22 protein-coding genes and 2 tRNA genes are annotated in these 26,311 nt (G+C 64.3%); 12 read left to right on the top strand and 12 right to left on the bottom strand.

The annotated features are described in order from the left end of the window. The first annotated feature begins 310 nt into the window (after positions 1 to 310). Genes AC3WN8_RS14550 through AC3WN8_RS14540 form a run of 3 tightly spaced genes read left to right on the top strand, consistent with a single transcriptional unit; the run spans position 311 to position 2,920 of the window. Positions 311 to 1,057, top strand: coding sequence for a PDZ domain-containing protein (locus tag AC3WN8_RS14550; RefSeq protein WP_492670160.1), 747 nt, complete (start codon positions 311 to 313; stop codon positions 1,055 to 1,057). Further along, positions 1,054 to 2,262, top strand: coding sequence for a hypothetical protein (locus AC3WN8_RS14545; protein ID WP_492670159.1), 1,209 nt, complete (start codon positions 1,054 to 1,056; stop codon positions 2,260 to 2,262). Before AC3WN8_RS14550 ends, AC3WN8_RS14545 begins: the two co-directional genes overlap by 4 nt. After that, the gene (locus AC3WN8_RS14540) at positions 2,255 to 2,920 is read left to right on the top strand and encodes a hypothetical protein (RefSeq protein ID WP_492670158.1); all 666 of its coding nucleotides are present in this window, start codon (positions 2,255 to 2,257) and stop codon (positions 2,918 to 2,920) included. The genes AC3WN8_RS14545 and AC3WN8_RS14540 overlap by 8 nt, the downstream gene beginning before the upstream one ends. On the opposite strand, the gene AC3WN8_RS14535 is transcribed toward AC3WN8_RS14540, so the two are convergent. The 4 genes from AC3WN8_RS14535 to AC3WN8_RS14520 all read right to left on the bottom strand — a co-directional run bounded on the left by AC3WN8_RS14535 (position 2,884) and on the right by AC3WN8_RS14520 (position 7,164). Further along, positions 2,884 to 4,419 carry a phage terminase large subunit family protein gene (locus AC3WN8_RS14535; RefSeq protein WP_492670157.1) on the bottom strand — a complete coding sequence of 512 codons (1,536 nt, stop codon included), beginning with the start codon at positions 4,417 to 4,419 and terminating at the stop codon, positions 2,884 to 2,886. The genes AC3WN8_RS14540 and AC3WN8_RS14535 overlap by 37 nt on opposite strands. Further along, complete coding sequence (locus tag AC3WN8_RS14530) at positions 4,412 to 4,960, bottom strand: hypothetical protein (protein WP_492670156.1); 549 nt, start codon at positions 4,958 to 4,960, stop codon at positions 4,412 to 4,414. Before AC3WN8_RS14530 ends, AC3WN8_RS14535 begins: the two co-directional genes overlap by 8 nt. Continuing rightward, entirely contained in the window at positions 4,957 to 6,387 is a 1,431-nt protein-coding gene (locus AC3WN8_RS14525; protein ID WP_492670155.1) for a site-specific DNA-methyltransferase, read from the bottom strand. The genes AC3WN8_RS14530 and AC3WN8_RS14525 overlap by 4 nt, the downstream gene beginning before the upstream one ends. A gap of 685 nt (positions 6,388 to 7,072) precedes the next feature. Next, positions 7,073 to 7,164: transfer RNA gene (locus tag AC3WN8_RS14520), tRNA-Ser, on the bottom strand. Positions 7,165 to 7,356: 192 nt separating this feature from the next. On the opposite strand from AC3WN8_RS14520, the gene AC3WN8_RS14515 reads away from it, so the two are divergent. Next, a complete protein-coding gene (locus AC3WN8_RS14515) occupies positions 7,357 to 8,103 on the top strand; it encodes a DUF1134 domain-containing protein (protein WP_492670154.1) in 747 nt (248 codons plus the stop codon). Between the two features lie 3 nt (positions 8,104 to 8,106). Here the strand turns inward: AC3WN8_RS14515 and pyrC are convergent, their stop codons facing one another. Next, on the bottom strand, positions 8,107 to 9,165 hold the full coding sequence (gene pyrC / locus AC3WN8_RS14510) for a dihydroorotase (protein WP_492670153.1): 1,059 nt from the start codon (positions 9,163 to 9,165) through the stop codon (positions 8,107 to 8,109). 47 nt (positions 9,166 to 9,212) lie between these two features. Between pyrC and ygfZ the strand changes: the two genes are divergently transcribed. Beyond that, complete coding sequence (gene ygfZ, locus AC3WN8_RS14505) at positions 9,213 to 9,926, top strand: CAF17-like 4Fe-4S cluster assembly/insertion protein YgfZ (protein ID WP_492670152.1); 714 nt, start codon at positions 9,213 to 9,215, stop codon at positions 9,924 to 9,926. Continuing rightward, complete coding sequence (locus AC3WN8_RS14500) at positions 9,923 to 10,675, top strand: glutaminyl-peptide cyclotransferase (protein WP_492670151.1); 753 nt, start codon at positions 9,923 to 9,925, stop codon at positions 10,673 to 10,675. The genes ygfZ and AC3WN8_RS14500 overlap by 4 nt, the downstream gene beginning before the upstream one ends. 249 nt (positions 10,676 to 10,924) lie before the next feature. On the opposite strand, the gene AC3WN8_RS14495 is transcribed toward AC3WN8_RS14500, so the two are convergent. Continuing rightward, positions 10,925 to 11,428, bottom strand: coding sequence for a rhodanese-like domain-containing protein (locus AC3WN8_RS14495; RefSeq protein ID WP_492670150.1), 504 nt, complete (start codon positions 11,426 to 11,428; stop codon positions 10,925 to 10,927). Between the two features lie 247 nt (positions 11,429 to 11,675). Between AC3WN8_RS14495 and AC3WN8_RS14490 the strand changes: the two genes are divergently transcribed. Continuing rightward, positions 11,676 to 13,331 (top strand): M28 family metallopeptidase, encoded by a 1,656-nt coding sequence (locus tag AC3WN8_RS14490; protein ID WP_492670149.1) that lies wholly within the window; start codon positions 11,676 to 11,678, stop codon positions 13,329 to 13,331. Between the two features lie 3 nt (positions 13,332 to 13,334). Here the strand turns inward: AC3WN8_RS14490 and AC3WN8_RS14485 are convergent, their stop codons facing one another. The 4 genes from AC3WN8_RS14485 to rtcR all read right to left on the bottom strand — a co-directional run bounded on the left by AC3WN8_RS14485 (position 13,335) and on the right by rtcR (position 18,854). Further along, positions 13,335 to 13,961 carry a hypothetical protein gene (locus AC3WN8_RS14485; RefSeq protein ID WP_492670148.1) on the bottom strand — a complete coding sequence of 209 codons (627 nt, stop codon included), beginning with the start codon at positions 13,959 to 13,961 and terminating at the stop codon, positions 13,335 to 13,337. Between the two features lie 48 nt (positions 13,962 to 14,009). Further along, on the bottom strand, positions 14,010 to 14,399 hold the full coding sequence (locus tag AC3WN8_RS14480) for a putative quinol monooxygenase (RefSeq protein ID WP_492670147.1): 390 nt from the start codon (positions 14,397 to 14,399) through the stop codon (positions 14,010 to 14,012). Next, positions 14,396 to 17,068 carry an aconitate hydratase AcnA gene (acnA, locus tag AC3WN8_RS14475; protein WP_492670146.1) on the bottom strand — a complete coding sequence of 891 codons (2,673 nt, stop codon included), beginning with the start codon at positions 17,066 to 17,068 and terminating at the stop codon, positions 14,396 to 14,398. The genes AC3WN8_RS14480 and acnA overlap by 4 nt, the downstream gene beginning before the upstream one ends. A 196-nt stretch (positions 17,069 to 17,264) precedes the next feature. Beyond that, positions 17,265 to 18,854, bottom strand: a complete 1,590-nt coding sequence (rtcR, locus tag AC3WN8_RS14470) for an RNA repair transcriptional activator RtcR (protein WP_492670145.1) — start codon at positions 18,852 to 18,854, stop codon at positions 17,265 to 17,267. Positions 18,855 to 19,119: 265 nt separating this feature from the next. Here rtcR and AC3WN8_RS14465 point away from each other — a divergent pair, with 265 nt between their 5' ends. From AC3WN8_RS14465 to rtcA, 5 genes are all read left to right on the top strand, one after another. Continuing rightward, entirely contained in the window at positions 19,120 to 20,667 is a 1,548-nt protein-coding gene (locus AC3WN8_RS14465) for a vWA domain-containing protein (RefSeq protein WP_492670144.1), read from the top strand. Positions 20,668 to 21,056: 389 nt separating this feature from the next. Beyond that, positions 21,057 to 21,188: transfer RNA gene (locus AC3WN8_RS14460), tRNA-OTHER, on the top strand. Between the two features lie 369 nt (positions 21,189 to 21,557). After that, entirely contained in the window at positions 21,558 to 22,784 is a 1,227-nt protein-coding gene (locus tag AC3WN8_RS14455; protein ID WP_492670143.1) for an RtcB family protein, read from the top strand. Positions 22,785 to 22,953: 169 nt separating this feature from the next. After that, the gene (locus tag AC3WN8_RS14450; RefSeq protein WP_492670142.1) at positions 22,954 to 23,292 is read left to right on the top strand and encodes a hypothetical protein; all 339 of its coding nucleotides are present in this window, start codon (positions 22,954 to 22,956) and stop codon (positions 23,290 to 23,292) included. Next, positions 23,289 to 24,302, top strand: coding sequence for an RNA 3'-terminal phosphate cyclase (gene rtcA / locus AC3WN8_RS14445; RefSeq protein WP_492670141.1), 1,014 nt, complete (start codon positions 23,289 to 23,291; stop codon positions 24,300 to 24,302). The genes AC3WN8_RS14450 and rtcA overlap by 4 nt, the downstream gene beginning before the upstream one ends. A gap of 39 nt (positions 24,303 to 24,341) precedes the next feature. Here rtcA and fumC read toward each other — a convergent pair whose 3' ends face one another. Next, positions 24,342 to 25,733 carry a class II fumarate hydratase gene (gene fumC / locus AC3WN8_RS14440; RefSeq protein ID WP_492670140.1) on the bottom strand — a complete coding sequence of 464 codons (1,392 nt, stop codon included), beginning with the start codon at positions 25,731 to 25,733 and terminating at the stop codon, positions 24,342 to 24,344. 82 nt (positions 25,734 to 25,815) lie between these two features. Beyond that, positions 25,816 to 26,295 carry an SspB family protein gene (locus tag AC3WN8_RS14435; protein WP_492670139.1) on the bottom strand — a complete coding sequence of 160 codons (480 nt, stop codon included), beginning with the start codon at positions 26,293 to 26,295 and terminating at the stop codon, positions 25,816 to 25,818. Positions 26,296 to 26,311: the final 16 nt, after the last annotated feature.

Below are 26,311 nucleotides of genomic sequence, written 5' to 3'. Positions count from 1 at the left end.
CTATCCTGTTTCAGCGACCTGTCGCCGTGCACCGGCACCTAAAAGACTTGTCTTCCACACCGAACCGAGCAATCTGACCCCGCCTCCCGTGAAAGCCGGGAGGTGGGGCGTCGAAACCTCAAAAGGAGTCACCTCGGTCGATTTATCGGCCGGGTGGCATGCGCGTATGTCCAGCCGGCAACGGTAAAGGCGCATGCGCCTGTAGGACTCCTTCAGGTTTCGAACATCCGGCTTCGGCCGTCGCTCCGAGAGGACATAGGCGCGACGAAAGAGGCCCGAGCCAAGGACGTCGCCCGATTGGGGAGACGTCATGAAGTTCCTATCGACACGCGCGCGGCGCTGGACCAGCGCCTGCGCAATCCCGCTGGCTGCACTCACCGCCATGCCGGCGGAGGCGAAGAAAGCACCCGAGCCGCCTTATCAATACGGTCCGGCCCCGGACTGGGGCCGCTACAGGGAACTGGGCGAGCAGGCGATCCGCACGAAGCTTCTCGATCCCGAGAGCGCCCGGTTCGAATGGCCCAACGGGTACAAGGCGGATTGGTTCAAGACCTCGCTGGCGGGCAAGAAATATGGCTATGTGAGCTGCGGCTATGTCAATGCCCGCAACGGCTTCGGGGGCTATGTCGGACGTCGCCAGTTCGCCGTCATCATCGACAATGACGCCGTCATCGACTTCGTGGTCGAACAGAGTGAATGGTCAACGATACCCGACGCCTGCAAGCGTATCGGCCTCCCGCTCGCATCCGGGATGTCGGCGAACAACAAGCCGCCCTCGGGCTTCGGCTTCACCGTATCTGTTGCGGCCGATGGCACCCGTGTCTCAGCGGTCGACCCGGGAGGACCGGCGTCGCTGGCGGGGCTCACGCCCGGCATGACGATCGTCCAGCTGAATGGCGTCACATTGAAGGGCATGAACGAGTCGGTGGTTTCGCAGCTTTTGACCGCGACCACGGGCAAAGGTCGGTTCACGCTGGGCGACGGCCGCACGATCGAGATCGAGAAGGCCAAGCTGGGCGAAGCGGCTCCCACGGTGCCGGTGGCGAACCCGTCATGAGCAACCTCGTCATCCTCAACCCCGCCGGTCCCCCGCAGATCGTCGCGCGCGAGCCCGAAGGTGTCGCCAATCGCGAGGACACCCTGCGTGACCTGCTCTTCGCCCATCCCGATATGCTGCCCGTGCGCGACATCGATCCGGGTTTCGGCAGCCTGATCGCGGTCGCGAAAGAACTGGTCATTCCCGGCGTCGGCCGCATCGACGCGCTGCTGGTCGACGACAAGGGCCGGCTGGTGATCGTCGAATGCAAGCTGTGGCGGAACCCGCAGGCACGGCGTGAGGTCGTCGGCCAGATCCTCGACTATGCCCGCGAACTCGCCAACTTCTCATACGAGGACCTCCAGCGCCAGATATCGAGCGCGACGAAGCGACCGGGCAATGTCCTCTATGAACTGGTGCGCGACAGCGGTGCCATCATTGATGAGGCCCGGCTGGTCGATCAGGTCTCGCGCGATCTGGCGGCCGGCCGCTTCATGCTGCTGATCGTCGGCGACGGCATCACCGAAGGTACCTCGCGCCTCGGCGAATATCTGACCGCGCATGGGGCGCTGGCTTTCTCCTTTGGCCTGATCGAGATGGCGCAATATCGCTTCACCGACAGCGAGGACCGCGAGCAGGTCGTGGTCCAGCCGCGGGTGCTGGCCAGGACCACCAATATCGAACGCATGGTCATCCGCAACGAAGCGGTCGGTGTCAGCGTATCGTCGATCGAACCCGAACCAGAGACCCGGCCCCGCGCGAGCGGCACCAAAGCCGATCCCGAGATGCTCCAGCAATGGCGCGACTTCTCCGATCGCTTTCTTGCCCGGCTCCAGCTCGACGATCCCGGCCAGACCCCGCCGCGCCCGGCCGGGCTCAACTGGATGCGCATGGATCTGCCGGGCGATGTGCATGTCACAGTGTGGCGCAGTATCCCGCAGAAGAAGGTCGGTGCGTTTCTTGGCCTGAAGGGGGCCGAAGGGTTCGCCCTCTATGAGCGACTCAGCGCAGACCGCGAAGCTATCGACCAGGAGTTCGACGAAGCAGGGCTGTCAGGACCGGTCTGGGAGCAGAAGAGCGATCAGGCATCGATTGCCATCGAATGGCACTCGCCAGCACCATGGAACGAGGCTGAAGAAGACCGTCAGATCGACCTGCTCGCGCGCGCCGCCAACCAGTTCGCCAACAGCCTGCGCCCACGCCTGCTTGCCCGCGTCGATGCCTGAGATATCAAAGCCGCCGCTGCGCAATCGGGTGAATCCGTTCGGTGAGATCGTCGCCACAACCGAACGCGGTATGTTCATGGGCAATCGCGGCTGCCTGCACGACGCCAATCGCAGGATCGTACGGCAGTCCGCGCAGAAAGCCTGGATCACCTGCCTGCCACGCTGGCCTGGCATCAGGCGCCAGCTGATGCGGCCGGGCTTCTATACCGAGCTGTTCTTTCCGGATGAGGCGACCGCGCTGGCGGCGGGGCATCGGCCCTGCGCATCGTGCCGGCTCGAGCGCTGGCAGGCATTCAGGCGGGCATGGCAGAAGGCGCATGGCCTGGCGCAGGCACCAAGGGTGGCGGAGGTCGATGCGGTGCTTGTAGCCGAGCGGGGGCGTCTATCGCGATTCGATCAGGAGACGCTGGTCGACGGCATCATGGTGACCGACGCGAATCGCGCGGGCGTCTGGATGTGGCGCGTTGGCAGCTGGTGGAAATGGTCGTTCGCCGGATACGAGCCGGCCCTGCTGCCCGACGCTCCGCTCAAACAAATTACCCCGCCAGCGGTCGTGGCGACCATGCTGGCGGGGTATCGGGTGGAGCTGTCGCTCCCGATACTGGATGGATCCGGCCCGGATCAGCCCATGCGGACCACCTCGCGACCGTCGCCATAACGGTCGACAAGCCGTGACTGGAACCGACGATTATAGTTGCCGCCCCGCGGCCGCATGGCGCTCCCGGGCTCGCCGGTTACCGGATCCCGTGGACGCACGCTCCGTCCCTGTGGACCCGACGTCCATTCCAGGAACTGGGTCAGCGCATCGACCTGATCCTTGAACCTGCCCAGCGGAAACCGCATCAGCTCGTTCTTGAATCCATCGAGCCAGGGCGCCTCGTTGGGGAGCGAGATATCTCCGCGCTCGATCTTGATGCTCTGGAGATCCAGCCGGTCCTCCTTCCCGATGAGCGGCGAAGGGTAGGGGATGATCCGGCGGCGGCCCTCGCCGAGCTGTTCGATCAGCGTCTGGCTGAGCTGCCGGCCCGAACTGGCGTCCTCGACCAGGACGCGATCGGGCCGCCAGTCTTTATAGAGCTGCATCGCCTTGCGGCAAAGCACCGGAAACTTCACCCGCCCCCGGTAGATGTCGAGCAGATCCCAGACCCCCTGATCATGGCCGAAGGTCATGCAGACCGAGTAAGCCGCGTCCGGGTCGTCACTGGTGGCCGTATCCCACGACTGGACCACACAGTCATAATCCTCCCGATCGAGCGCATACTCGTATCGGTTGAACCAGCTCCAGCTGATGATGTTGCCGTCCGGCGGGATCGGGTCGAGCAGATACTGCGCCTGATAGGCGGTTCGGCCGAGCCGGACCCGCGCCTCTTCGAGCGCTACATGACCCTCGAGGCCCGGCGCGAGCAGATCGCCCGGCTCGCGGACGAACGTCCGGCCCAGATAAAGGGGGAATCTCGCCTTGCGATCGGCGATGGCGGGCATGTTCATATGGACCCAACCGCCCTGTTCGAGCAGATGGCCAACGAGGTCGTCCTCGTGCAGTCGCTGCTGGAGAACGATGACCACGGCGTCCTCCTTGACGTTGAGGCGCGTGAACAGCGACGTGTCGAAGAAGTCGTTTGCCTTGGTGCGCAGAAGCTCGGACAAGGCATCGCCCGCCTTCAGCAGGTCGTCGATGATCAGGATGTCCGCACCATGACCGGTGGCGGCGCCGCCCACCGAGATCGCCTTGCGTCCGCCCCCCTGTGTCGTGGACGTCTCGTCGCTGGTGTCCGACCGGATCCTGAAGCCGGGAAACATCTGTTTGAATGTGGCACTTTGAACAATCCGGCGGAACCCGTTGGCGTGTTCCTCGGCGAGATCCGCGCCATAGCTCGCAACCATCACTTTCTTGGTCGGGTCCTTGCCCAGGACCCAGGCGACGAACGCGATCGCGATCGTGTACGATTTGAGATAGCGGGGCGGCACGGTGATAATCAGCCGCCTGGTCTCCCCGCGCGCCGCGCTTTCCAGCGCTACGCACATCGCCTCGACATGAAGCGCCCGGCGATATTGGCGATTGCCGGCGACCAGCTGGAAATATGAGAGAGCGAACGCGTAAAGGCATTCGCGCTGCAATTGATCGAAGAGCTCTCGCTCGGTTGGATGATTATTCATCGTCGCCTCCTTTGTCAGCGGGGCTGCCGTCGGCGCGCAGAGCGGTTGGACCGCCTGCGCCGAACATCTCTTTCATGATGTCAAAAACCGAGCGTTCATGCGTATCGAGCGGTACCTCTACGGCGTCAGGCGGCGCGTCCTTCGCCGGATCAAGCTCCATCGCCAGCTTCAGTCCGGCCACAAGAAACTTCGGGTCGCCCTTAGCCATGCCATTGGCGAGCTGCCGCATCCCGAGACGGCATTTCTCGATCATCTTGCCATTCACGTTTACCGAGGCACTCATCTCCTCGTTGAAGATCGTCCGACGGTTCTTCGATCCTTTTTTGCGGCCCGGCCTGTTGCCGCCGGGTTGTCCGAACCTCCTGCTGACCGGAGGGCGGCAGTGGCCGACGCGAGTGACCTCTCCGTTCTCGCCCGCATCGGGTGCCCGAGATTCGGTCGTCGATCCGACGGGCGGCTCGGCGGCTGATGATGGAGCGGGGGCAATCGGGGTGGCCGGCGACCAGGTCCGGTGGCGCTTGCGTATATTGGGCGTGCTCATGCTTCCCGCTCCTCTTCGCAATCTGTGGAAACGGCGTCGGCGCGTGAGTCTGCCAGCGCGTCGAAGGTCAGGCCGGTCTCTTCGTGGACGGCCTCCAGTCCCAGCCGCGCCGCGCAGCGGCGGATGGTGACGTCGACATATTTGGGATCGAGCTCGATGCAGCGGGCGCGCCGCTTTGTCCGCTCGGCCGCGAGAATGGTCGTGCCTGAGCCCGTGCAGGGATCGAGTACAATCTCACCCGGGTTGGTGACGTCGCGGATCAGGTCTGCGACCAGCGGGGTCGGCTTGACCGTACTGTGCGCTTCGAGATCTTCCTTCCTCCCCTTGCGGAAGGTATTGCATCCGGGGTATTCAAGGACGTTGGTTCGGTACCGCCCGGTCTCGCCAAGACCGAAATTGTTCACATGCGGTGCCTTGCCAACCTTCCAGGCGTATATGAGCTCGTGCCGGCTCCGGAAAAAATTTCCTAAACCGCCATTGTCCTTCACCCATATGAGCAGGTTCTTGAGCGCGGTGTAGTTCGCCTCGCCCGCCTGCATCATCTCCAGCTGATGACGCCAGTCCATGCAGCCGAAATGGATAGAGCCGGGCATCGAAAATGCCACCAGCTGTGCCATGATGTCGCTCAGGAAACGGACGAACTCGGGGCGGGACAGCTCTCCCGATGCCATGACGAACTCGGAATGTTTGACTCTTCCCAGACCGCTTACATTATTGGCGATGGCGACATTGTAGGGAAAGTCCGCGAATATGGCGCGCGCGAGCTCGCCGCCCATCAACCGCTCATAGACCGACGGCTCCATGGCATCGCCGCAGATCATGCGGTGATCGCCGATGATCCAGACATCACCCACCCTCGAGATCGCCGGTGTCTCGTCCGGTTCCTCGATCTCCTCCGTCTCGGATTGCGTGCCCGGCTTGTCCGAACCCAGCAGGATCGAATCGATCTCGACCGTACTGAACCCGGTCAGCTCAATCTCCAGTTCGTCCGAAAGCATCAGCTCGGACAGCTCGACCGCGAGCTCGGGAAGATCCCATTCGCCGCCCTCGGCCAGCTTGTTGTCCGCGATCCTGAATGCGCGAAGCTGATCGGGCGTGAGGTGCCCGATCGGAATGACCGGAACGGTCTGAAGCTTGAGCGCCTTCGCCGCGAGATATCGCGCGACCCCGCACACGATCCCCATCGCCTCGTCGACGATTATCGGAACGATGAAGCCGCGCTGCCGAATGCTCGCCTCTAACTGTGCGAGGTGCTTCGCGGAGTATTTGCGCGCTTTGCGTGGCGGCGGCTTCAGCGAAGCGAGCGCGACCTGCCGGATCTGAAGCTCTGGTTGGCCCGGCTGAACGTGAGCCTGGGTCAATGGTGTTGCGTGATGACATGGAGCCGCATCGGTGAAGCGACTCCGCTGTCGGATACTTACGGTCATAGAGGACCCCGCTGCGAAGCGCGGCTGCCGCGACGCGGTGCCGCCCGGTTGAAACGCCTCTCCAGGGACCCAGTCCGTTGCCCGGGCCTAGGCCGGATCATCTCGCTCCGGGAGGCTGTCGTCAAGCAAAGAGTGATCATAAGTAATTGAAAACTCAGTATTATATATGCAACCAAGTGTTCGTCAAAACGATCTCGGAACCACATATGGGAGCTTTTGGAGCGCCGGCATTTGTGGACACGGGGGCGTTAGCCAGCCAGCGTGGGGCCTCTCCCATAGGCTCGAATTGGTCGCCCATTTTTGGTCCAGAAACTCCCATTTCCGGCCAATGGGAGTTTGGGTGTAAGTGCATGATTATCGGGCGATAAAGTCCGCGATGATGGGGCGAACTCGGCCGTTTTGAACGGTTTATCCCATAGACTCCCATATATACGGGAGATCCGGGCGCAAAAGCTCACACACCCAAACGGGCGACAAATATGGATCGGAGCCCGGTGCGGGACCGTCCGATTTATGGCGAAAACGCGATTCCGTAGTAGTGGAATGGCTGCGGAGAAAGAGCGGGAGAAAACGCCTCTGAGAGCCCCAAAAGGGATTCTCCCGCTACGGGATCATGCCGCGAACGGCGCAGAACTGCGCCGTTCTGGCGGCGATTCTCTCATTTACGGAAATCATGCCGACTGGCTGGCGGAGACGGAGGGATTCGAACCCTCGGTACGGAATTCTCCATACGACGGTTTAGCAAACCGTTGGTTTCAGCCACTCACCCACGTCTCCGAAGCAGCAGCGAAGCGCGGCTATAGCGGGGGGGCGTACGGTGATCAACTGGGGGACTGAGAAGTTTTTCGATGGACATGCCGTGGGTTCCGACTCGGGTGGGCGCGTGATCGACTCGCTTCGCCGCCCGTTCATTGCAGGCTCATGCGATCAGGCGATAACCTGCGAAATGCATAGTTCCGGGGGTAGAAGATGTTGAAGACCCTGTTCGCGCGCACGATCATCGTTGCCGCGGCCTTCTCGTTTGCAGCGGTGCCCGCCGTTGCGCAGGTGCGCGACGTCGATCCCAACGAGGCGATCGATGCCGATCTGCTGCCGCCCGATCAGCAGACTCAGATGCCGAGCGATACTGCGCCAGCCGCGTCGTCGCAGGCCAATTTCCCCGCTGATTCGGTCGCCGAGCCGGCGTCGGCATCCGCATCGGCCGCAACGGCGGCTCCGATGGCGGGACAGCCCAATACCTTCCAGAGGGGCGATCTGATCGGCGCCGCGGAGGGTGTGTTCGGTCGCGGGGCCCAGGGCCTCGCCAAGATCATCGAGGATATCCTGAAGGATCAGGGTGAGCCCAACGCCTATATCACCGGTTCGGAGGCCTCGGGCGCGATCGTCGTCGGGGTCCGCTACGGATCGGGCATGCTCCATCACAAGGTGGAGGGCGAACGCAAGGTCTATTGGACCGGCCCGTCGATCGGTTTCGACATGGGCGGCAACGCATCCAAGAGCTTCGTGCTGGTCTACAATCTCTATGACAGCCAGGAACTCTATCGCCGCTATCCGCAGGGCGAAGGCACCGCCTATTTCGTCGGCGGCTTCACCGCGAGCTATCTGCGCCGCGGCGACGTCGTGCTGATCCCGATCCGTCTTGGCGCCGGCCTGAGGCTCGGCGCCAATATCGGTTATATGAAGTTCAGCGAGAAGGGACGCTGGATCCCCTTCTGAGGATCAACCGACCCGTCCTGCGAAACGCCATGAAAGCGTTTCGCCGGCATGGAAGGGCACCAGCGATGTCGCGCCGGTGCCGACGGTCTCCGGTACCGTTACCGGGGCTTTCTCCAGCACCACGCGATCCTCGTTGAGCGGCAGGCCGTAGAAACGCGGCCCATTCTCCGAAGCGAATGCTTCGAAACGGTCGAGCGCGCCTTCCTCGTCGAATACGCCGACATAGCTTTCGAGCGCGAAGGGCGCGTTGAAGATGCCGGCACAGCCGCAGGCGGCTTCCTTGCGGTCGATCGCGTGCGGTGCGCTGTCGGTGCCCAGGAAGAATTTGGGTGAGCCCGATACCGCCGCACGGCGCAACGCCAGCCGGTGATGCTCGCGCTTGGCGATCGGCAGGCAATAGGCATGCGGACGGATCCCGCCGGCGAAGATCGCGTTGCGGTTGATGATCAGATGCTGCGGCGTGATCGTCGCGCCGATCGTCGGGCTGGAGCCCAGCACGAAATCCGCGGCCTCGGCGGTCGTGATATGCTCGAACACGATCTTGAGTGCGGGAAAGTCGCGCGCCAGCCCCGACAATGTGCGCTCGATAAAGACGGCCTCACGGTCGAATATGTCGATATTGGGGTCGGTCACTTCACCATGGACGAGCAGGGGCATGCCGATCCGTTGCATCGCTTCGAGCGCCGGATAGATGGCGCGGATGTCGGTCACGCCATGCGCGGCATTGGTCGTCGCATGGGCGGGATAGAGCTTGGCGGCAGTGAACACGCCTTCGGCAAAACCGCGTGTCAGTTCGTCGGGATCGGCGCCGTCAGTGAGGTAGCTGGTCATCAGCGGCGTGAACGCCGCGTCGTCGGGCAGCGTCGCCAGGATGCGCTCGCGATAGGCCGCGGCGCCGGCGACCGTCGTCACCGGCGGGGACAGGTTGGGCATCACGATCGCGCGCGCGAATTGCCGCGCGGTCTGGCCGGCGACGGCGGCAAGCATCTCGCCGTCGCGCAGATGGACATGCCAGTCGTCGGGGCGCCTGATCTCCAGTCGCGTAATTTCTGTCGCGGTCATTGTTGCTCCGGCTTGGGATTCTTCGCGACCGTCCTTAACTAGTGGCGATGACTGGCACCACCCTTAGCGACCGCGCCGTGGTCCGTCTTTCCGGAGACGATGTCCGCGGCTTTCTTCAGGGCCTCGTCACCAACGACGCCACTGGCCCCTTGCCGGCCTGGGCAGGGTTGCTGACCGCGCAGGGCAAGGCGCTGTTCGACTTCATCCTATGGGCCGATGGCGAGGATGTGCTGATCGATTGCGAAGCCGAACAGGCCGACGCGCTGATCCGCCGTCTGTCGCTCTATCGCCTGCGCCGCCAGATCGTGATCGCGCGCGACGAATCGCTTGGCGTCCATTGGGCTCTTCAGGCCGAGGCGCCGGAGGATCCGCGCCTGGGCGGCCTCGGCCATCGCTGGATCGCGCCGCCGGGTGAGCCGGCGACGGGCTGGCATGCGCATCGCCTGTCGCTGGGTGTCACCGAGGGCGCGGCCGAACTGGGGCAGGACAAGACGCTCTGGCTGGAATGCAATGCCGCCGAGCTGAACGGGGTCAGCTTCACCAAGGGCTGCTATGTCGGCCAGGAGAATACCGCGCGGATGAACTGGCGCCAGAAGGTCAACCGCCGCCTGGCCGTGGTCCGGGCTGATGCCGATCCGGGCGATGCCGCAATGGCTTGGTATCCCGAACTCGGCATGGCGGTGATGCGGTTGCGCGTCGAGGCGCTGGCCGCGACGCCGGGCGCGATTCTGCCGGGCTGGTTGGCGGATGCGGTCGCATGAGACGATTGCTTGCCGCCCTGCTGCCGCTTTTCCTGTTGGGTGCGGCGCCGGGGGCTATTCCCACCGAACAGCCGGAAGTGGTCGCTACCTTCCCCCATGATCCCACTGCCTTTACCGAAGGGCTGCTCTATCTCGACGGGCGGCTGTTCGAGAGCACGGGGATGGAAGGCCAGTCGGTCGTCCGCGAGGTGCGGCTGGAAGACGGCAAGGTGCTGCGCGAGGCGGAGATCGAATCGCGCTATTTCGGTGAGGGGCTGGTCGACTGGAAGGGCAAGCTGATCAGCCTGACCTGGCAGCACGGCATCGGCTTCATCTGGGATCGCGCGACGTTCCGGAAGATCGGCACGTTCAAATATCGCGGCGAAGGCTGGGCGCTGACGCGCAACGATCATGAGATCGTGATGAGCGACGGCACGCCGTTCCTGCGATTCCTCGATCCCGAAACGCTCAAGGAAAAGCGCCGGATCCAGGTGACGGCGGACGGCCGCCCGGTTCCCAGGCTTAACGAGCTCGAATGGGTGAAGGGCGAGGTCTTCGCCAATATCTGGCTGACCGACCGGATCGCGCGGATCGATCCGGTGACGGGCAAGGTGAAGGGCTGGATCGACGTTTCGGCGCTGTCGGCCAATTCGGGCCGGCGCGGCCGCGACGATGTCGCCAACGGCATTGCCTATGACAGGAAGAAGGACCGGCTGTTCGTGACGGGCAAGAACTGGCCGGTGCTGTATGAGATTAGGCTGGGTAAGTAGCGCTAACGGCTAACCCCCACCGCTTGTCCCGAGCCCTTCGACTGCCTGCCAAGGCAGGCGCTCAGGACAGGCTTCTCCGCTAAGCGGAGAAGTCGAGGGACATTTGGGGCCCGCGCTACGTGTCTCGACTTCGGCCTATGGGCCGAAGTCCATCCTGAGCGCCCGCCCTGGCGGGCAGTCGAGGGCTCGACACGAACGGACTTTGGGGCGCGTGGAATGATATCCGTCCAACTGATCCACCGATTCAACTCACCCACTCGTCGTTACCCAACCGACCTTGGGATCGTTGAAGTCGATCACATCGTCCAGTTCCCAGACATTGGCATAGCCATAGCCGACCAGATTGATGAAGGTCTGGATGTTGAGCGCGAGCGGACGCGATTTCAGCATCACCGGCGGCTTGTCGTTGCGGAAATTATTGTTGCAATAGATCAGGATCGGGCGGTCGCGGTCGGGGCCGATCGCCTGCGCCAGGCTTTCGGCGGTGAAATCGGTGAAGGGCAGATTGACCGCGCCGGCGATATGGCCCCGCGCATAGGCATCGGCCGAACGCGCGTCGAGAATCAGCGTACCGGATTTCGCGGCCTTCGCCTTGAAGCGCGCGAAATCGATCAGCCGGTCGCGGCGCTGGGTTTCGACCTTCAGCGTGAGTTCGCGAAAGCCCGGATAATCGACCTGGGGATTGCGCGCCGTCTGGGCGGATGCCGGCATCGCCGCGGCAAGCGGGAGCAATATGAGCAGGGTGCGGATCAACGGCCGTCTCCTCGATGGATGACGAAGGCTAGGCGGCCGGTGCTGCACTCGGGCTGAACGGCCGCGGCAGGCGGATCAGTGCTTGCTCTCGCTCCCGGGCAACCTGGAGCATGCCGTGATCCACCTCCAGCGGATCACAGCATGCTCCAGGCTTTTGTTTTACCGCGATTTTCGAGTCGTTCGATGATTCCATCGAACTGCAAATCGCTCTAAGGCTGGGGCAATATCGGTTCCAGGAGATGCCCATATGTTTCGTCGCCTCGTCCTTGCCGCTGCGCTGTGCCTGCCGATGCCTGCATTTGCGCAGGACAATCCGATCGATGCGGGGCGGATCACCGAGACGGTGAAGACGCTGGCGTCCGATGCGTTCGAGGGGCGTGCCCCCGGATCGCCGGGCGAGGGCAAGACGGTCGACTATCTGATCGGACGCTACAAGGCATTGGGGCTGGAGCCGGGCGGCAGCGATGGCGGCTGGACCCAGGCGGTGCCGCTGCTCCACACCCGGCTCGGCACACCCGCAAAGCTCGGCACGACGCGCGGCGGACAATTTCGTCCGCTCGCCACGGCGAAGGATATCTATCTCAGCACGCTCCAGCCGAAGGATCGCGCACTGGTCGACGGCGCGCCTCTGGTCTTTGTCGGCTATGGCATCGATGCGCCCGAACGCGGCTGGGACGATTTCAAGGGCGCGGATCTCAAGGGCAAGATCGCGGTCTTCCTGATCAACGATCCCGATTTCGAGGCGGCGGCGGGTGAGGATGCCGTCGGCAAGTTCGGCGGGCGGACCATGACCTATTATGGGCGCTGGACCTACAAGTTCGAGGAAGCCGCGCGGCGCGGCGCGATCGGCGCGCTGATCGTCCATGACATGGCGGGTGTCGGCTATGGCTGGAATGTCGTGGTGAGCGCCGGCGGCGAGAATTACGACATTGTCCGGCCAGCCGACAAGGTGACGAGCCTGAGACTGCAGGGCTGGCTGAGCGGCGAGGCGTCGAGGGCGCTGTTCCGCGATGCCGGGCTCGATCTGGCGGCGCTGCGCGTCGCCGCGCGCCGCGCCGATTTCAGGCCGGTGCCGCTGGCCGGTCTGGACTTCTCCGCCGATATTCCCGTGACGCGCGAGACGGTGCAGAGCCGCAATATCCTGGCCAAAATCCCCGGCGCCGTGCGGCCCGACGAGACGGTGATGCTCGGCGCGCATTGGGATGCCTATGGCATCGGCGCGCCCGACGCACAGGGGCGGACGATTCGTGCGGGCGCCAATGACGACGCCATCGGCATCGCCGCGCTGCTCGAGATCGCGCGCGCCTTCAAGGCCGGCCCGCCGCCCGCGCGCAGCCTGGTCTTCGCGGCCTGGACCGCCGAGGAGCGTGGGCTACTCGGCTCCGAATATTATGCGACCAACCCGATCTATCCGCTCGAGCGGACGGTCGCGAACCTGACGGTCGATGTCCTCCAGACCGCGGGCCGCGCACGCGACGTCATCCTGGTCGGGCAGGGTCAGACGATGCTCGAGGACGATCTGGCGCGCCTTGCCGCCACGCAGGACCGCACCGTCACGCCGGAAAGCCTGCCCGAACGCGGGCTGTTCTATCGCGCCGATCATTTTCCCTTTGCCAAGCGCGGGGTGCCCGTGCTGCTGATGATGAGCCTCGCCGGCGCATCGGACATGGTTGCGGGCGGCCGTGCCGCGGGGCAGCGCTGGGTCGATGACTATACCGGAAAATGCTACCACCAGCCCTGCGACGCCTGGAGCCCCGATTGGAATCTCGACGGTGCGGTGATGGATATCGACCTGGTTCGCCGCATCGCCGTCGAGCTGGCGGGTTCGGGTCACTGGCCCGGCTGGAAGGATGGATCCGAATTCAAGGCCGTTCGCGAGCGGAGCGCCGCCAAGCGGAAATAAGGCTCAGGGCAATATCCCCGCCCATTCTTCCTCATGACTGCCGTCATGATTGGCCATGCCGGGTTTGGTCAGGCAGCCGCGCGGACGGACGAAGCTGTTGATCCGCCGCACCGGCATCTCGTGCCACTGGATGTTGAACGCCCAGTTGATCGGGAAGAAGCACAGATTCGAATAATCGAGATGGTCGTGGATCCACCAGGCGAGTCGCGTCCAGTCGCCGGGCTGGTTGAAGCGTTCGATGAAGCCGGGAACGACGATGCAGGCGGTCGCGCCCATGAAGCCGCGCGCATCGCGCCGGTCCCAGATATGGTCGGCCGCGCTCGCCTCGTTCATCGAGCAATTATAACCCTTGGCGCCTTTGCGCATCAGCCGGTTGCCGAGCCCGTTCACTTCGGCCGAGCGATAGGCGCCGCGGACCGCGATGCGGCCGAACGCGTCCTGCAGCGGTTCGAGCAACTCCTCGCACAGCCGCGTGCCCGCGGCGATGGCGAGATCCGGATCGTCCGGCACGTTCGCGATCCCGTGGATCGCCGCGATCTCCGAATGCAGGAAATCGCGCATGAAGAAGGATTTCGATAGCCGGACCCGGCCAAGTTCGGTCAGCGCGGCGACCGTCTGGGGTTTTCTCAAATGCCGTCCCCTCCCGAAAGGTGAAGGGGGCACTCTAGCACCGCAGGGTCAGCCTTGGGGAGGCAGCCCGATCCCGCCAAGGGGACGTGTCGTCGCTGCGGTGTCGAATCCCGCGATCAGTGGCATCGCTTCGGTGATCGCAGCGCGTACCGCCGGAATCTCCAGCGATGCCTTGTGGCTTGCTTCGCTGTCCCAGGCCTCGCTGACCCAGATCAGGTCGGGGTTTGTCGCGTCTTCGGCGACGATATAGCTGAGGCAGCCCGGCATCTCGTCCGAACCGGAGAGGAGGAGTCTGGCCAGTGCGTCGCGCTGGCCCGGTTTCGCGGTGATCTTGCCGATCATGCCGTACATGCGTGTCCCCTCCCGTGCGAAGGCGGCGGGGCCGATCAGGGCGAGCGCAAGCCCGCCCGCGATCGCCCCGCGCCGGCCGATAATCAAGCCGCCAGCTTCCTCAGCACATAGGGCAGGATGCCGCCGTTGAGGAAATAGTCGAGCTCGTTGACGGTATCGATGCGGCACAGCGTCTCGAAGCTTTCCTCCGAGCCGTCGGCGCGCGTCAGCTTGACGGTGACGGTCTGGCGCGGGCGGAGCGCCGAGACATTCTCGATCGTGAAGCTCTCCGATCCGTTCAGACCCAGCGTCTGGCGGTCGACACCATCGGCGAACTGCAGCGGCAGCACGCCCATGCCGACCAGGTTGGAACGGTGGATACGCTCGAAGCTCTCGGCGATGACGGCGCGGACGCCCAGCAGGTTGGTGCCCTTTGCCGCCCAGTCGCGGCTGGAACCGGTGCCATATTCCTTGCCTGCGATGACGATCAGCGGCGTGCCGTCGGCCTTGTAGCGCATGGCGGCGTCGTAGATCGCCATCTGCTCGCCCTTATAGGCCGAATAGCCGCCTTCGACGCCCGGCAGCATCTCGTTCTTGATGCGGATATTGGCGAAGGTGCCGCGCATCATCACGTCATGGTTGCCGCGACGCGCGCCATAGCTGTTGAAGTCCGCCTTGCTGACCTGATGCTCCTGCAGGAAGATGCCGGCCGGGCTGTCGGCCTTAATGCTACCCGCGGGCGAGATGTGGTCGGTGGTGATCGAATCGGCGAAGATCGCGAGCGGACGCGCCTCGATAATGTCCTGCACCGGGGCGGGCGTCATGCTCATGCCCTCGAAATAGGGCGGGTTGGCGACATAGGTGCTGCCCGCGCGCCAGCTATAGGTGTCCGAACCCTCGACCTCGATCGCGCGCCACTTCTCGTCGCCCGAAAAGACATGGGCATAGCGCGCCATGAACATCCCGCGATCGATATTGGCGTCCATGACCTCGCGGACCTCGGCGTTGCTCGGCCAGATATCCTTGAGGAACACGTCCTGGCCGTCGGTGCCCTGACCGATCGGCGTTTCGATCATATCCTCGGTCACGGTGCCCTTCAGCGCATAGGCGACGACGAGCGGCGGCGAGGCGAGGAAGTTGGCGCGCACGTCGGGCGAGACGCGGCCTTCGAAGTTGCGATTGCCCGAGAGGACGGAGGCGGCGACGATGTCGTTGCCGTTGATCGCGGCGGAGATCGGCGCGGCCAGCGGCCCCGAATTGCCGATGCAGGTGGTGCAGCCATAGCCGACCAGGTTGAAGCCGACGGCGTTCAGGTCGGCGGTCAGGCCGGCCTTGTCGAGATAGTCGGTGACGACCTGGCTGCCGGGGGCGAGCGAGGTCTTGACCCAGGGCTTGGGCTTCAGGCCCAGCGCATTGGCCTTGCGCGCCACCAGGCCCGCGGCGACGAGCACCGACGGGTTCGACGTGTTGGTGCAGCTCGTGATCGCGGCAATGACGACGTCGCCGTCGCCGATGTCATGATCCCGGCCCTCGACCGCGACGCGTGTCGGGCGCTGCTTCGAATAGACCTTGGACAGGTCGCCGTTGAACACTTCGTCCACCGCGTCGAGCGAGACGCGGTCCTGCGGGCGCTTGGGGCCGGCCAGGCTCGGGCGGACGCTGTCCATGTCGAGTTCGAGCGTGTCGGTGAACACCGGATCGGGCGCATCGGCCGACCACCACATGCCCTGCGCCTTGGCATAGGCCTCGGTCAGCGCGATCTGCTCCTCGCTGCGGCCGGTCAGGCGCATATAGTCGAGCGTCTTGTCGTCGATGCCGAAGAAACCGCAGGTCGCGCCATATTCGGGCGCCATGTTGGCGATGGTCGCGCGATCGGCGAGGCTCAGCGCATCGAGGCCGGGGCCGAAGAATTCGACGAAGCGGCCGACCACGCCCTTGGCGCGGAGCATCTGGGTGACGGTGAGCACGAGGTCGGTTGCGGTGATGCCTTCGGCCAGCGTGCCGATCAGCTTGAAGCCGACGACTTCGGGGATGAGCATCGAGACGGGCTGGCCGAGCATCGCGGCCTCGGCCTCGATGCCGCCCACGCCCCAGCCGAGCACGCCCAGGCCGTTGACCATGGTGGTGTGGCTGTCGGTACCGACACAGGTGTCGGGATAGGCGACGGTCTCACCCGAGGCGTCGACCGAGGTCCAGACCGCCTGCGCGATATGCTCCAGATTGACCTGGTGGCAGATGCCGGTGCCTGGGGGAACGACCTTGAAATTGTCGAGCGCCTTCGAACCCCATTTCAGGAATTCATAGCGCTCGCCGTTGCGCTGATATTCCAGCTCGACATTGTCCTCGAACGCCTTGGGCGTGCCGAACTCGTCGACCATCACCGAGTGGTCGATGACGAGATGGACAGGGACCAGCGGATTGATCTTCTGCGCGTCGCCGCCCAGCGCGTTCATCGCGTCGCGCATCGCCGCCAGATCGACGACGCAGGGAACGCCCGTGAAATCCTGCATCAGCACGCGCGCCGGGCGGTACTGGATCTCGCGGTTGGACCGCTGCTCCTTCTGCCAGTCGACGATTGCCTGGATATCCTCGACGGTGACGGTGACGCCGTCCTCGAAGCGCAGCAGATTCTCGAGCAGCACTTTCATCGAGAAAGGCAGGCGGCTGACATCGCCCAGCTGATCGGCCGCCTTGGCCAGTGAATAATAATGAACCGTCTGTCCGCCCGCGGAAAGCGCGGTGCGGGTGGAGAGCGTGTCCTGGCCAATGGCGGTCATATGCTTTTGCCCCTTCGCTGTGCGGCACGGGCGGGGATACGCCGTTCAGGCGGCCCGTGCGGGTTGTGAGAAAGCCCGCAAATGCGGGAGTCGGGCGGGCTTTAGCAGGGGGTTTCGGGGGTGGAAAGGGTGTGAAGGCGGTGAATCGCACGCACGGGGCATTCTGCCGCCGAGGTGACGCGTTTCCGTGTGTTTCTCAATCGACCAGTTGCTGCCAGGACAGGTCGAAGCGGGCGAGATATTTGCGCAGCCGGTCGGCATCGTTGGCCGATGTCCGCCGCGACCGCGACGCCGCGAACAGCGCGCGGCCGGCTTCTGACAGCGAACGGCTGCGCCGGCAGATCTCGACGACATGGGCGAGCTGGACGCGGTCGAACGGATCGAGCGCCGCGATCTGGTCGGGCATCAGCAATGCGTCGAGATCGTCGATCGCCTGCGTGCCCGGCGACCAGAGCCGCTTCAGCCGCGCGATCTCGATGTCGACGCAGTCCATGTCGATCCGCCCCTTGGGCGAGAAGGTCGCCATGCGCGTGATGCTGGCGGCGAGATCGCGGAAATTGCCGGGCCAGCGCGCTTCGGCCCCAGTCGCGAAGGCAAGATAGCGTTCGCGCGCCTCGCGATTGAAGGTGACGCGTTCGCCTTCGCGTTCGGCATGGCGATCGAGCTCATAATCGAGATTGGGCGCGATATCCTCGCGCCGCTCGGCAAGGCCGGGCAAGGTGAAGGTCCACAGGTTGAGCCGCGCGAACAGATCGTCGCGGAATCGCCCTTCGGCCACTGCCTGCGCCAGATCGCGGTTGGTGCCCACGATCAGCTGGAAATCACTGCCGACTTCCTTGTCGGCGCCGACCGGCAGGAAGCGCTTGTCCTCGATCGCGCGCAGGATCATCGCCTGCTCGTCCAGCCCGAGTTCGCCGATCTCGTCGAGGAACAGGGTGCCGGTATCGGCGGTGCGCAACAGGCCCGGCCGGTCGGCTGCGGCGCCGGTAAAGGCGCCGCGGCGATGGCCGAACAGAGCGGACATCGCGCCGTCGCCCTTCAGCGTTGCGCAGTTCACTTCGACGAACGGGCCCTTCACCTGATGCTTGAGCCGCTTCAGCTCGTAGATGCGGCGCGCGAGCTGGCTCTTGCCGGCACCCGTCGGCCCCATCAGCAGGATCGGTGCGCGCGACCGGATCGCGACCTGCTCGATCTCGTCGATCATCCGGTTGAAGCCGGCATTGCGCGTGTCGATGCCCGATTTCAGGAAGGACGTGCTTTCCGCGCTCGCCGCCGCGAAGCGCGTCGCGATGCTGTCATAGCGCGACAAATCGAGGTCGATCACGTTCCAGCTGCCCGGCGCCCCGGTCGGTGCGCCGCGCTTCGGCTGGGTCTGGAGCAGTCGTCCGGGCAGGTACCGCGCCTCGGTCAGCAGGAACAGGCAGATCTGCGCGACATGCGTGCCGGTGGTGATGTGGATCAGATAATCTTCGCTGTCGGGATCGAACGGCTCGGCGCGCGCGAAGTCGAGCAGCTTGCCGTAGACCTCCTCGAAATCCCAGGGATCGTCGAAGCTCAGCAGGCGCCGATCGACCGTCGTTTCGGGTGAAACCGCAGCGATATCTTCCGCGATATATGCGGCCAGCCGGTCATGACGCTCCCCGTGCAGCAGGATGAAACGATCGACGCGCAGATCCTCGTGCATGGCGAGCCCGACCGAGGGGCGCCATCTGTTCCAGCGCGACGGGCCGAACTTGCTCGCATCGAGCGTCGATCCCAGGAATCCGATAACGACGAGCGGTCTCATATCTATCCTGTAGGATAAAATGATAGCTGTTGCGATATGAAATTCCGCCATGATTGATCGGCGCCATTTCACATGATCCGTCGGTAATCGGATAAATATCATTATATATCAGCTCGATATAGGAAATTTTCGGCGGCGCCGATCGAACTGGCACGGCATGTGCTGATGAAGGGCATGTCGGACGGCGCGTTATGCGGGTGCCGACAGTGGAGCCGAAGGGGGGGCCGGAATCAGCCGGCCGCCCCCAAGAACAAGGAAGATGCCCATGGCCAATAAGAGCCTTTTCGCTTCCGCCGTCGCGATGCTTCTGCCGCGCGCGGATGCCGTGAACCGCCAGGGTGCGCCCGCCTATGCCTATGGGCCCGAGGCGAAGCTTGCCCAGCTTGCGGCAACCGGCACGCTGGCCGACAATTTCTACGGGCGGGCCGATGGCCAGCTCGCCGATGTGCTCGACGCGGCGCGTGCGGTCGATCCCTGGTTCGTCGCGCAGGCGGCGGTCCATGCCCGCACCGCGGGTGTGATGAAGGATATGCCGGCCGTGCTGGCCGCCTATCTGACGGTCGCGGATCCCGATCTCTCGGTCCGTGTCTTCGGGCGCGTCATCGACAATGGCCGCATGCTGCGCAGCTTCGTGCAGATCATGCGTTCGGGCCAGGTCGGCCGCACCTCGCTGGGCTCGCGTCCGAAGCGGCTTGTCCAGCGCTGGCTGGAGCAGGCGTCGATGCGCGACCTGATGGCGGCGGCCACCGGCAACGATCCGTCGCTCGCCGATATCGTCAAGATGGTTCACCCCAAGCCGGCTGACGCCGCGCGCAAGGCATTTTACGGCTGGCTGATCGGTCGACCCTATGACGTCGCCGCGCTGCCCGTCGAGATCGCTGCGTTCGAGGTGTGGAAGCGCGATTCGTCGCTTCCCCTGCCGTCGGTGCCGTTCGAATGGCTCACCGCCTTTCCGCTGAGTGCGGAGCAATGGGGCGAGCTGGCCGGGCGGATGGGTTGGCAGGCGCTGCGGATGAATCTCAACACGCTGGCCCGCAAGGGTGCGTTCGGTGTCGATGGCGTGACCGAATTGGTCGCCGAGCGACTGTCGAACGGCGATGCGCTCCGCAAGGTCCGGCCCATGCCCTATCAGCTGATGGTGGCGCTGGGACAGGTCGATGCGGGCGTGCCGCTCAAGGTCCAGGCGGCGCTGGAGGATGCACTGGAGCTTTCGCTCCGTTGCGTGCCCAAGGTGCCGGGCCGGGTCGTTGTCTGTCCCGACGTGTCGGGGTCGATGGGTTCGCCGGCGACGGGTTACCGCAAGGGCGCTTCGTCCAAGGTGCGGTGCATCGATGTCGCGGCATTGGTCGCGGCGGCGATGCTGCGGACCAACCGCCAGACGCGGGTGATCCCGTTCGAAGAGGCCGTCGTGCCGCTGACGCTCGCGCCGCATGCCCGCGTCGCCGTCAATGCGGCGAAGCTGGCGGCGATCGGTGGGGGCGGGACCAATGTCTCGGCGCCGCTGGCGATGCTCAATGCGGAGAAGGCGGCTGTGGATCTGGTCATGATCGTCTCGGACAATGAGTCCTGGGTCGATGCCAGCCGTCACGGCGCCACCGCGACGATGCGCGAGTGGAGCGTGCTGAAGCGCCGTAACCCGGCGGCCAAGCTCGTCTGCGTCGATATACAGCCTTATGGCACGACCCAGGCGAAGGGCCGCGCCGATATCATGAATGTCGGGGGTTTCTCCGACGCGGTGTTCGATACGATCGCACGCTTCGTCTCCGGCGAGACGCGCGACTGGGTCGACATCATCAGGCAAGTGGAGGTTTGATCAACAGGGTCGTGGCGAATGCTGGCGGGACTACATCCACCAGAAGACAGGTCCGACGAGTAAAGCGCCCGGGAAAGCAGCGATGCGGTCACGGGAGATGCGGGTTCGAATCCCGCCGCTGGAACGTAGCTTAAGGACCGCCGTCTCGCTGAAACTCGTCGCCACGACCCGGTCGACATCACGGCGAATGCCAGTGGAACTACATGGACTTCAGTGTTGCCGGTTCGAATCCGGCCGGGCGCAAGCCCGTAGCTCAATGGATAGAGCATGAGGCTGTTTCACGACCAACTCGTCGCCGTGAACGAATTTGCATCAGGGCGAATGCCTGACGGACTACATGGACTCTTAATCCCCAGGTCGCGGGTTCGAATCCCGCCGCGCCGGTCAGCCGGCGCGTAGCTCAGCGGTAGAGCAGGGACTGTCCGTCAAACATCTGGTCGCCGGATGTGATCGAAAATCGGCGAATGCCGACGGAACTACACGGGACGCTCGTGACGCCGGTTCGAATCCGGCCGTGCCAGCGCGGCGAAAGCCGATTGGCGCGTCGTCTAGAGGGATCAGGACTCGGGCCTATGTTTCGTCATCACTTCGTCGCCGATGTTCGATCGAAATGAAATCAGGCTGGCGAATGCCGGCGGGACTACAGGGTCAGAGCGCCCGCTCAGGCGGGAGGTCGGCGGTTCAACTCCGCCTCCGGGAAACCGGATAGCTCAGGGAAATGTCTCGCCATCACTCGTCGCCGGCAACAACCGAAGCGCGGCGAATGCCTGACGGGACTCCATTGGGATGGAGGGTTCGATTCCCTCGCCAGCCCCATAAGCCGGAGCCGTCCCGTCATCCCGTTGTCGCCGCGTTGAGGCGCTATTGATAGAAAATCCAGGGAGGTCGCGATGACCGAGACGATGTATGATTACCAGCATGTCGAGGGCGGCGTGCCGATCAAGATGTGGACGCGCGGCGTCCCCGTCGACGACAAGGCGCGCGCGCAGCTTTCGCGCGCGGCGCAGATGCCGTTCATCTTCAAGCATGTCGCGGCGATGCCGGACGTGCATGTCGGGATCGGCGCCACCGTCGGCTCGGTGATTCCGACCAAGGGTGCGGTGGTTCCCGCGGCGGTGGGCGTCGATATCGGCTGCGGCATGATGGCGGCGCGGACCTCGCTGGTCGCGAGCGACCTTCCGGACACTCTGGAAGCCATCCGTTCGGCGATCGAGCAGGCAGTGCCGCACGGCCGATCGGTCGGGCGCGGCAAGCGGGACTCGGGTTCGTGGGGCGATCCGCCCCCGGCGATCGTCGAGGCCTGGGCGCCGCTCGTCGCCCGCTTCGATCGGATCACCGACAAATATCCACGGCTGAAGAACACGAACAATCTCGTGCATCTCGGCACGCTGGGGACCGGCAATCACTTCATCGAGCTGTGCCTCGACGAGGAACAGCGCGTCTGGGTGATGCTGCATTCGGGATCGCGCGGCGTCGGCAACGCGATCGGCAGCTTCTTCATCGAACTGGCGAAGCAGGACATGCGCAAATGGCACATCAACCTGCCCGATCAGGACCTCGCCTATTTTCCCGAGGGGACCGATCATTTCGACGACTATGTCGAGGCGGTCGGCTGGGCGCAGGATTATGCGGCGCTCAACCGGCGGATGATGATGACCAACGTCATCCGTGCGCTCCGCAAGCAGATCGCCAAGCCGTTCGATGCCGAGCTGGAAGCGGTGAATTGCCACCACAACTACGTCCAGCGTGAGAATCACTTCGGTGAGAATGTGCTGGTCACCCGCAAGGGCGCGGTGCGTGCGGCCAAGGGTGTGATGGGCATCATCCCGGGATCGATGGGCGCGAAATCGTTCATCGTGCGCGGGCTGGGCAATGCCGAATCGTTCGACAGCTGCAGCCACGGCGCTGGGCGCGTGATGTCGCGCACCCAGGCCAAGAAGGAGGTGTCGCTCGCCGAGCACATCGCCGACACGGCCGGGGTGGAATGCCGCAAGGACGAAGGCGTGATCGACGAGACGCCGCGCGCGTACAAGCCGATCGAAGCCGTGATGGCCGCGCAGGCCGATCTGGTCGAGATCGTCCATACGCTGAAGCAGGTGGTGTGCGTGAAGGGGTGATCCCTTCGCGCACATCCTTCCCGTTCTCATGAGGAACTGGGTCAACGAATGGCGCCAGGACGGGCGGCTGTGCATATGGCATTACGCCGATCCTGGGCGAAACTGGCGCGGCTGGCATTTGTCTGCGGATCCGGCGGGGTGCCGCTCGATAAGGGGGCTTCTGGATCGCATGTCCGGCGGTGAGGAGTGTTTTCGGACGCTGACGCTTGCGCCCGTCACTGACGCCGTACTGAACGTGCCGAACGCCGGCCGAAAGATCGAGCCATGCTTCGAGAAACTGCGGATCTCATACTCGCCCGCTTTCGACGGTTTCGGCCTCTCACCGGAGGATGGGATGCTGCACATGACGGTGGGCGGTCGACGGATGCACAAATTGTCTGCGGCGTTCGCTTGCGTCGAAAAGGGGGGCGGTGATTTCGGCATCCGTACGTCGGATGATCGCAAAGCCGATTACTGGATGTTCTGGTGGATGCACGACCTCAACTATCATTTGGAAAACAGAAAATGATCATCATCGATGGATCGGAGGGCGAAGGCGGCGGGCAGGTGGTGCGCAATGCGTGCGCGCTGTCGCTCGTCACCGGCCAGCCGTTCCGCATCGTCAATGTGCGCGGCGGGCGCGAGAAGCCCGGCCTGATGCGCCAGCACGTCACCGCGATCGAAGCGGCCTGTGCGCTCGGCAACGCCGAATGCGAAGGGCTGGCGGTCGGCGCGTCGGAAGTCGTCTTCCGCCCCGGCCGCGTTTCGCCGGGCGACTATCGTTTCTCGGTCGGCACCGCCGGCAGCACCGGGCTGGTGCTCCAGACGATCCTGCCGCCGCTGATGCTGGCGGACGGGCCGTCGCGGCTCGTGCTCGAGGGTGGCACGCACAATATGCTGGCGCCGCCGTTCGATTTCATCACGCGCAGCTTCTTGCCGATCGTCAACCGCATGGGCCCGCGTATCGAGGCGCGGCTGGTGCGGCACGGCTTCTACCCGCGCGGCGGCGGGCGGATCGAGGTGGAGATCGCACCGGCGCCGCTATCGCCGATCGATTGCGTCACGCGCGGCGCATCGCTGCATCGCGCGGCGACCGCGGTGTTCGCAGCGCTGCCGTTCGAGATCGCCCAGCGCGAGATCGCGATCACGCGCAAGCTGCTCAACTGGTCGGAAGAGGTCTTTGTGGTACGCGAGCTTCCCGCCGAGCATGGGCCGGGCAACATCCTGCTGCTCGAAGCCGGTTTCGAGCATGTGACGGAGATCGTCAGCGGCTTCGGCAAGCTCGGCGTCTCGGCCGAAACGGTCGCCAAGACTGCGGCGGCGCGGATGAAGGGCTATCTGGCAAGCGACGCCTTTGCCGGCCCCTATCTGGCGGATCAGTTGCTGCTGCCCTTCGCGCTGGCGGGTGGCTGCAGCTTCAGCACCGTCAAGCCGAGCCAGCATGCGCTGACTGCGGCGGACATCATCGAGCGTTTCCTGGGGCGCCGGTGCGTGTTCGAGCAGGCCGAATCGGGCGTGCATCTGATGACGGTGCGGTGATCCTATTTTCCCCTCCCGCAAGCGGGAGGGGGGATTTTCTTACCGCCCGATCATCGTCTCCGGCCGGACCAGCCTGTCGAAGGTCGGCTCGTCGACCAGCTCGAGCGCCAGCCCAGCCTGTTTGAGGGTCAATCCGTGCTCATGCGCATGCTTGGCGATCTTCGCGGCATTGTCGTAACCGATCTCGGGCGCCAGCGCGGTCACCAGCATCAGCGATCGGTCGACCAGTTCGGCGATTCTTGTCTCGTCGGCTTCCATCCCGTCGACGGTGCGTTCGGCGAAGCTCTCCATGCCGACCGCGAGCAGATGGATCGAACGCAGCGCATTGGCGCCGATCATCGGCTTGAACACATTGAGCTCGAGATGACCCTGCAGTCCGCCCACCGTGATCGCCTGGTGATTGCCGATCACCTGCGCCGCGACCATCGTCAGCATCTCGCACTGGGTGGGATTGACCTTGCCGGGCATGATCGAGCTGCCGGGCTCGTTTGCGGGCAGGATCAATTCGCCGATGCCAGACCGAGGCCCCGATCCGAGCAGACGGATATCGTTGGCGATCTTGGTCAGCGCGACCGCTAGCGTCGAAAGCGTGCCGGAGAGATGGACGATCGGGTCGTTGGACGCCAGCGCCTCGAACTTGTTCTCGGCGGTGAAGAAGGGCAGGCCGGTCAGCGTCGCCAGCTCGGCGGCGATTGCCTCACCGAAACCCGCCGGCGCATTGAGCCCGGTGCCGACCGCGGTGCCGCCTTGGGCGAGCTGGCACATGCCGTGGTTCACCGCGGGTTCGATCCGGTTGCGGCAGCGATAGAGCTGATTGGCATAGCCGGAAAATTCCTGGCCGAGCGTCAGCGGCGTCGCATCCTGCAAATGGGTGCGGCCGATCTTGACGATATGATCCCAGTCCTTCGCTTTTTTATCGAGCGCGCCGCGCAACCGTTCCAGCGCGGGCATCAGCGCGCCCGTCGCGGCGCGCGCCGCCGCGATGTGGAGCGCGGTCGGGAAGCTGTCGTTCGACGATTGGCCCATATTGACATGATCATTGGGGTGGACGGGCGACTTGCCGCCCCGCGTACCGGCAAGCAACTCGTTCGCGCGTCCGGCGATCACTTCATTGACGTTCATGTTGGACTGGGTGCCCGAACCCGTCTGCCAGATGACGAGCGGGAACTGGTCGTCATGCTCGCCTGCGACAACTTCGGCGGCCGCAGTCTCGATCGCGTCGGCGATTTCGTGCGGAAGGCCATGCGCGCGGTTCACGCGCGCCGCTGCCTGCTTCACCAGCGCCAGCGCATGGACGATGCCGATCGGCATCCGCTCGGTCTCACCGAACGGGAAATTCTCGATCGATCGCTGCGTCTGCGCGCCCCAATAGGCCTCGGCCGGAACCTCGATAGCCCCGATGCTGTCGGTTTCGGTGCGCGTGGCGTTCATGCCATCCTCCGTCATGGTTTCAGGAGAGGCAAATGGCGCGGGAGAACGGGTTATGCCAGCCCGAATGGGCCGACGCGTGCGATTATTTCTTGCGTCCGAAATCGACGGTCACGACGTTCGAACCGTCCTCGACCGGCACGGCGACGGGGCGGTCATTCTCCGCTTCGTGTTCGGCATCTCCGCCTTCGTCACCCTGCGCCTGGAACTGAAGCGCGAAATTGACCGCGGGATCGTGGAAGCCGGTGACCGCGGCGAACGGGATGACCAGGTGCGAGGCGACCTGGTTGAAGCTGAGCGCCACTTCGAAACCGTCTTCGGCGACCTTCAGGTCCCAGAAGCGATTCTGCAGGACGATGGTCATTTCGTCGGGGAATCGCTCGGTCAGGTGCCGGGGAATATCGACACCCGGCGCGCCGGTCTTGAAGGTGATGTAGAAATGATGCTGGCCGGGCAGGCCGCCCGAGCGCTCGACTTCGCCCAATACGCGGCCGACGACCGCGCGCAGTGCTTCCTGCACGATCTCGTCATAGGGAATCAGGCTATCGGGCGTGTCGTCGCTCATCGCGCCGTGGTGAACG

The organism is Sphingobium sp. FW305-3-2-15-F-TSA7, from assembly GCF_058787155.1.
The sequence above is the reverse complement of the archived record's forward strand: the minus strand, read 5'-3'. Positions and strand labels throughout refer to the sequence as shown.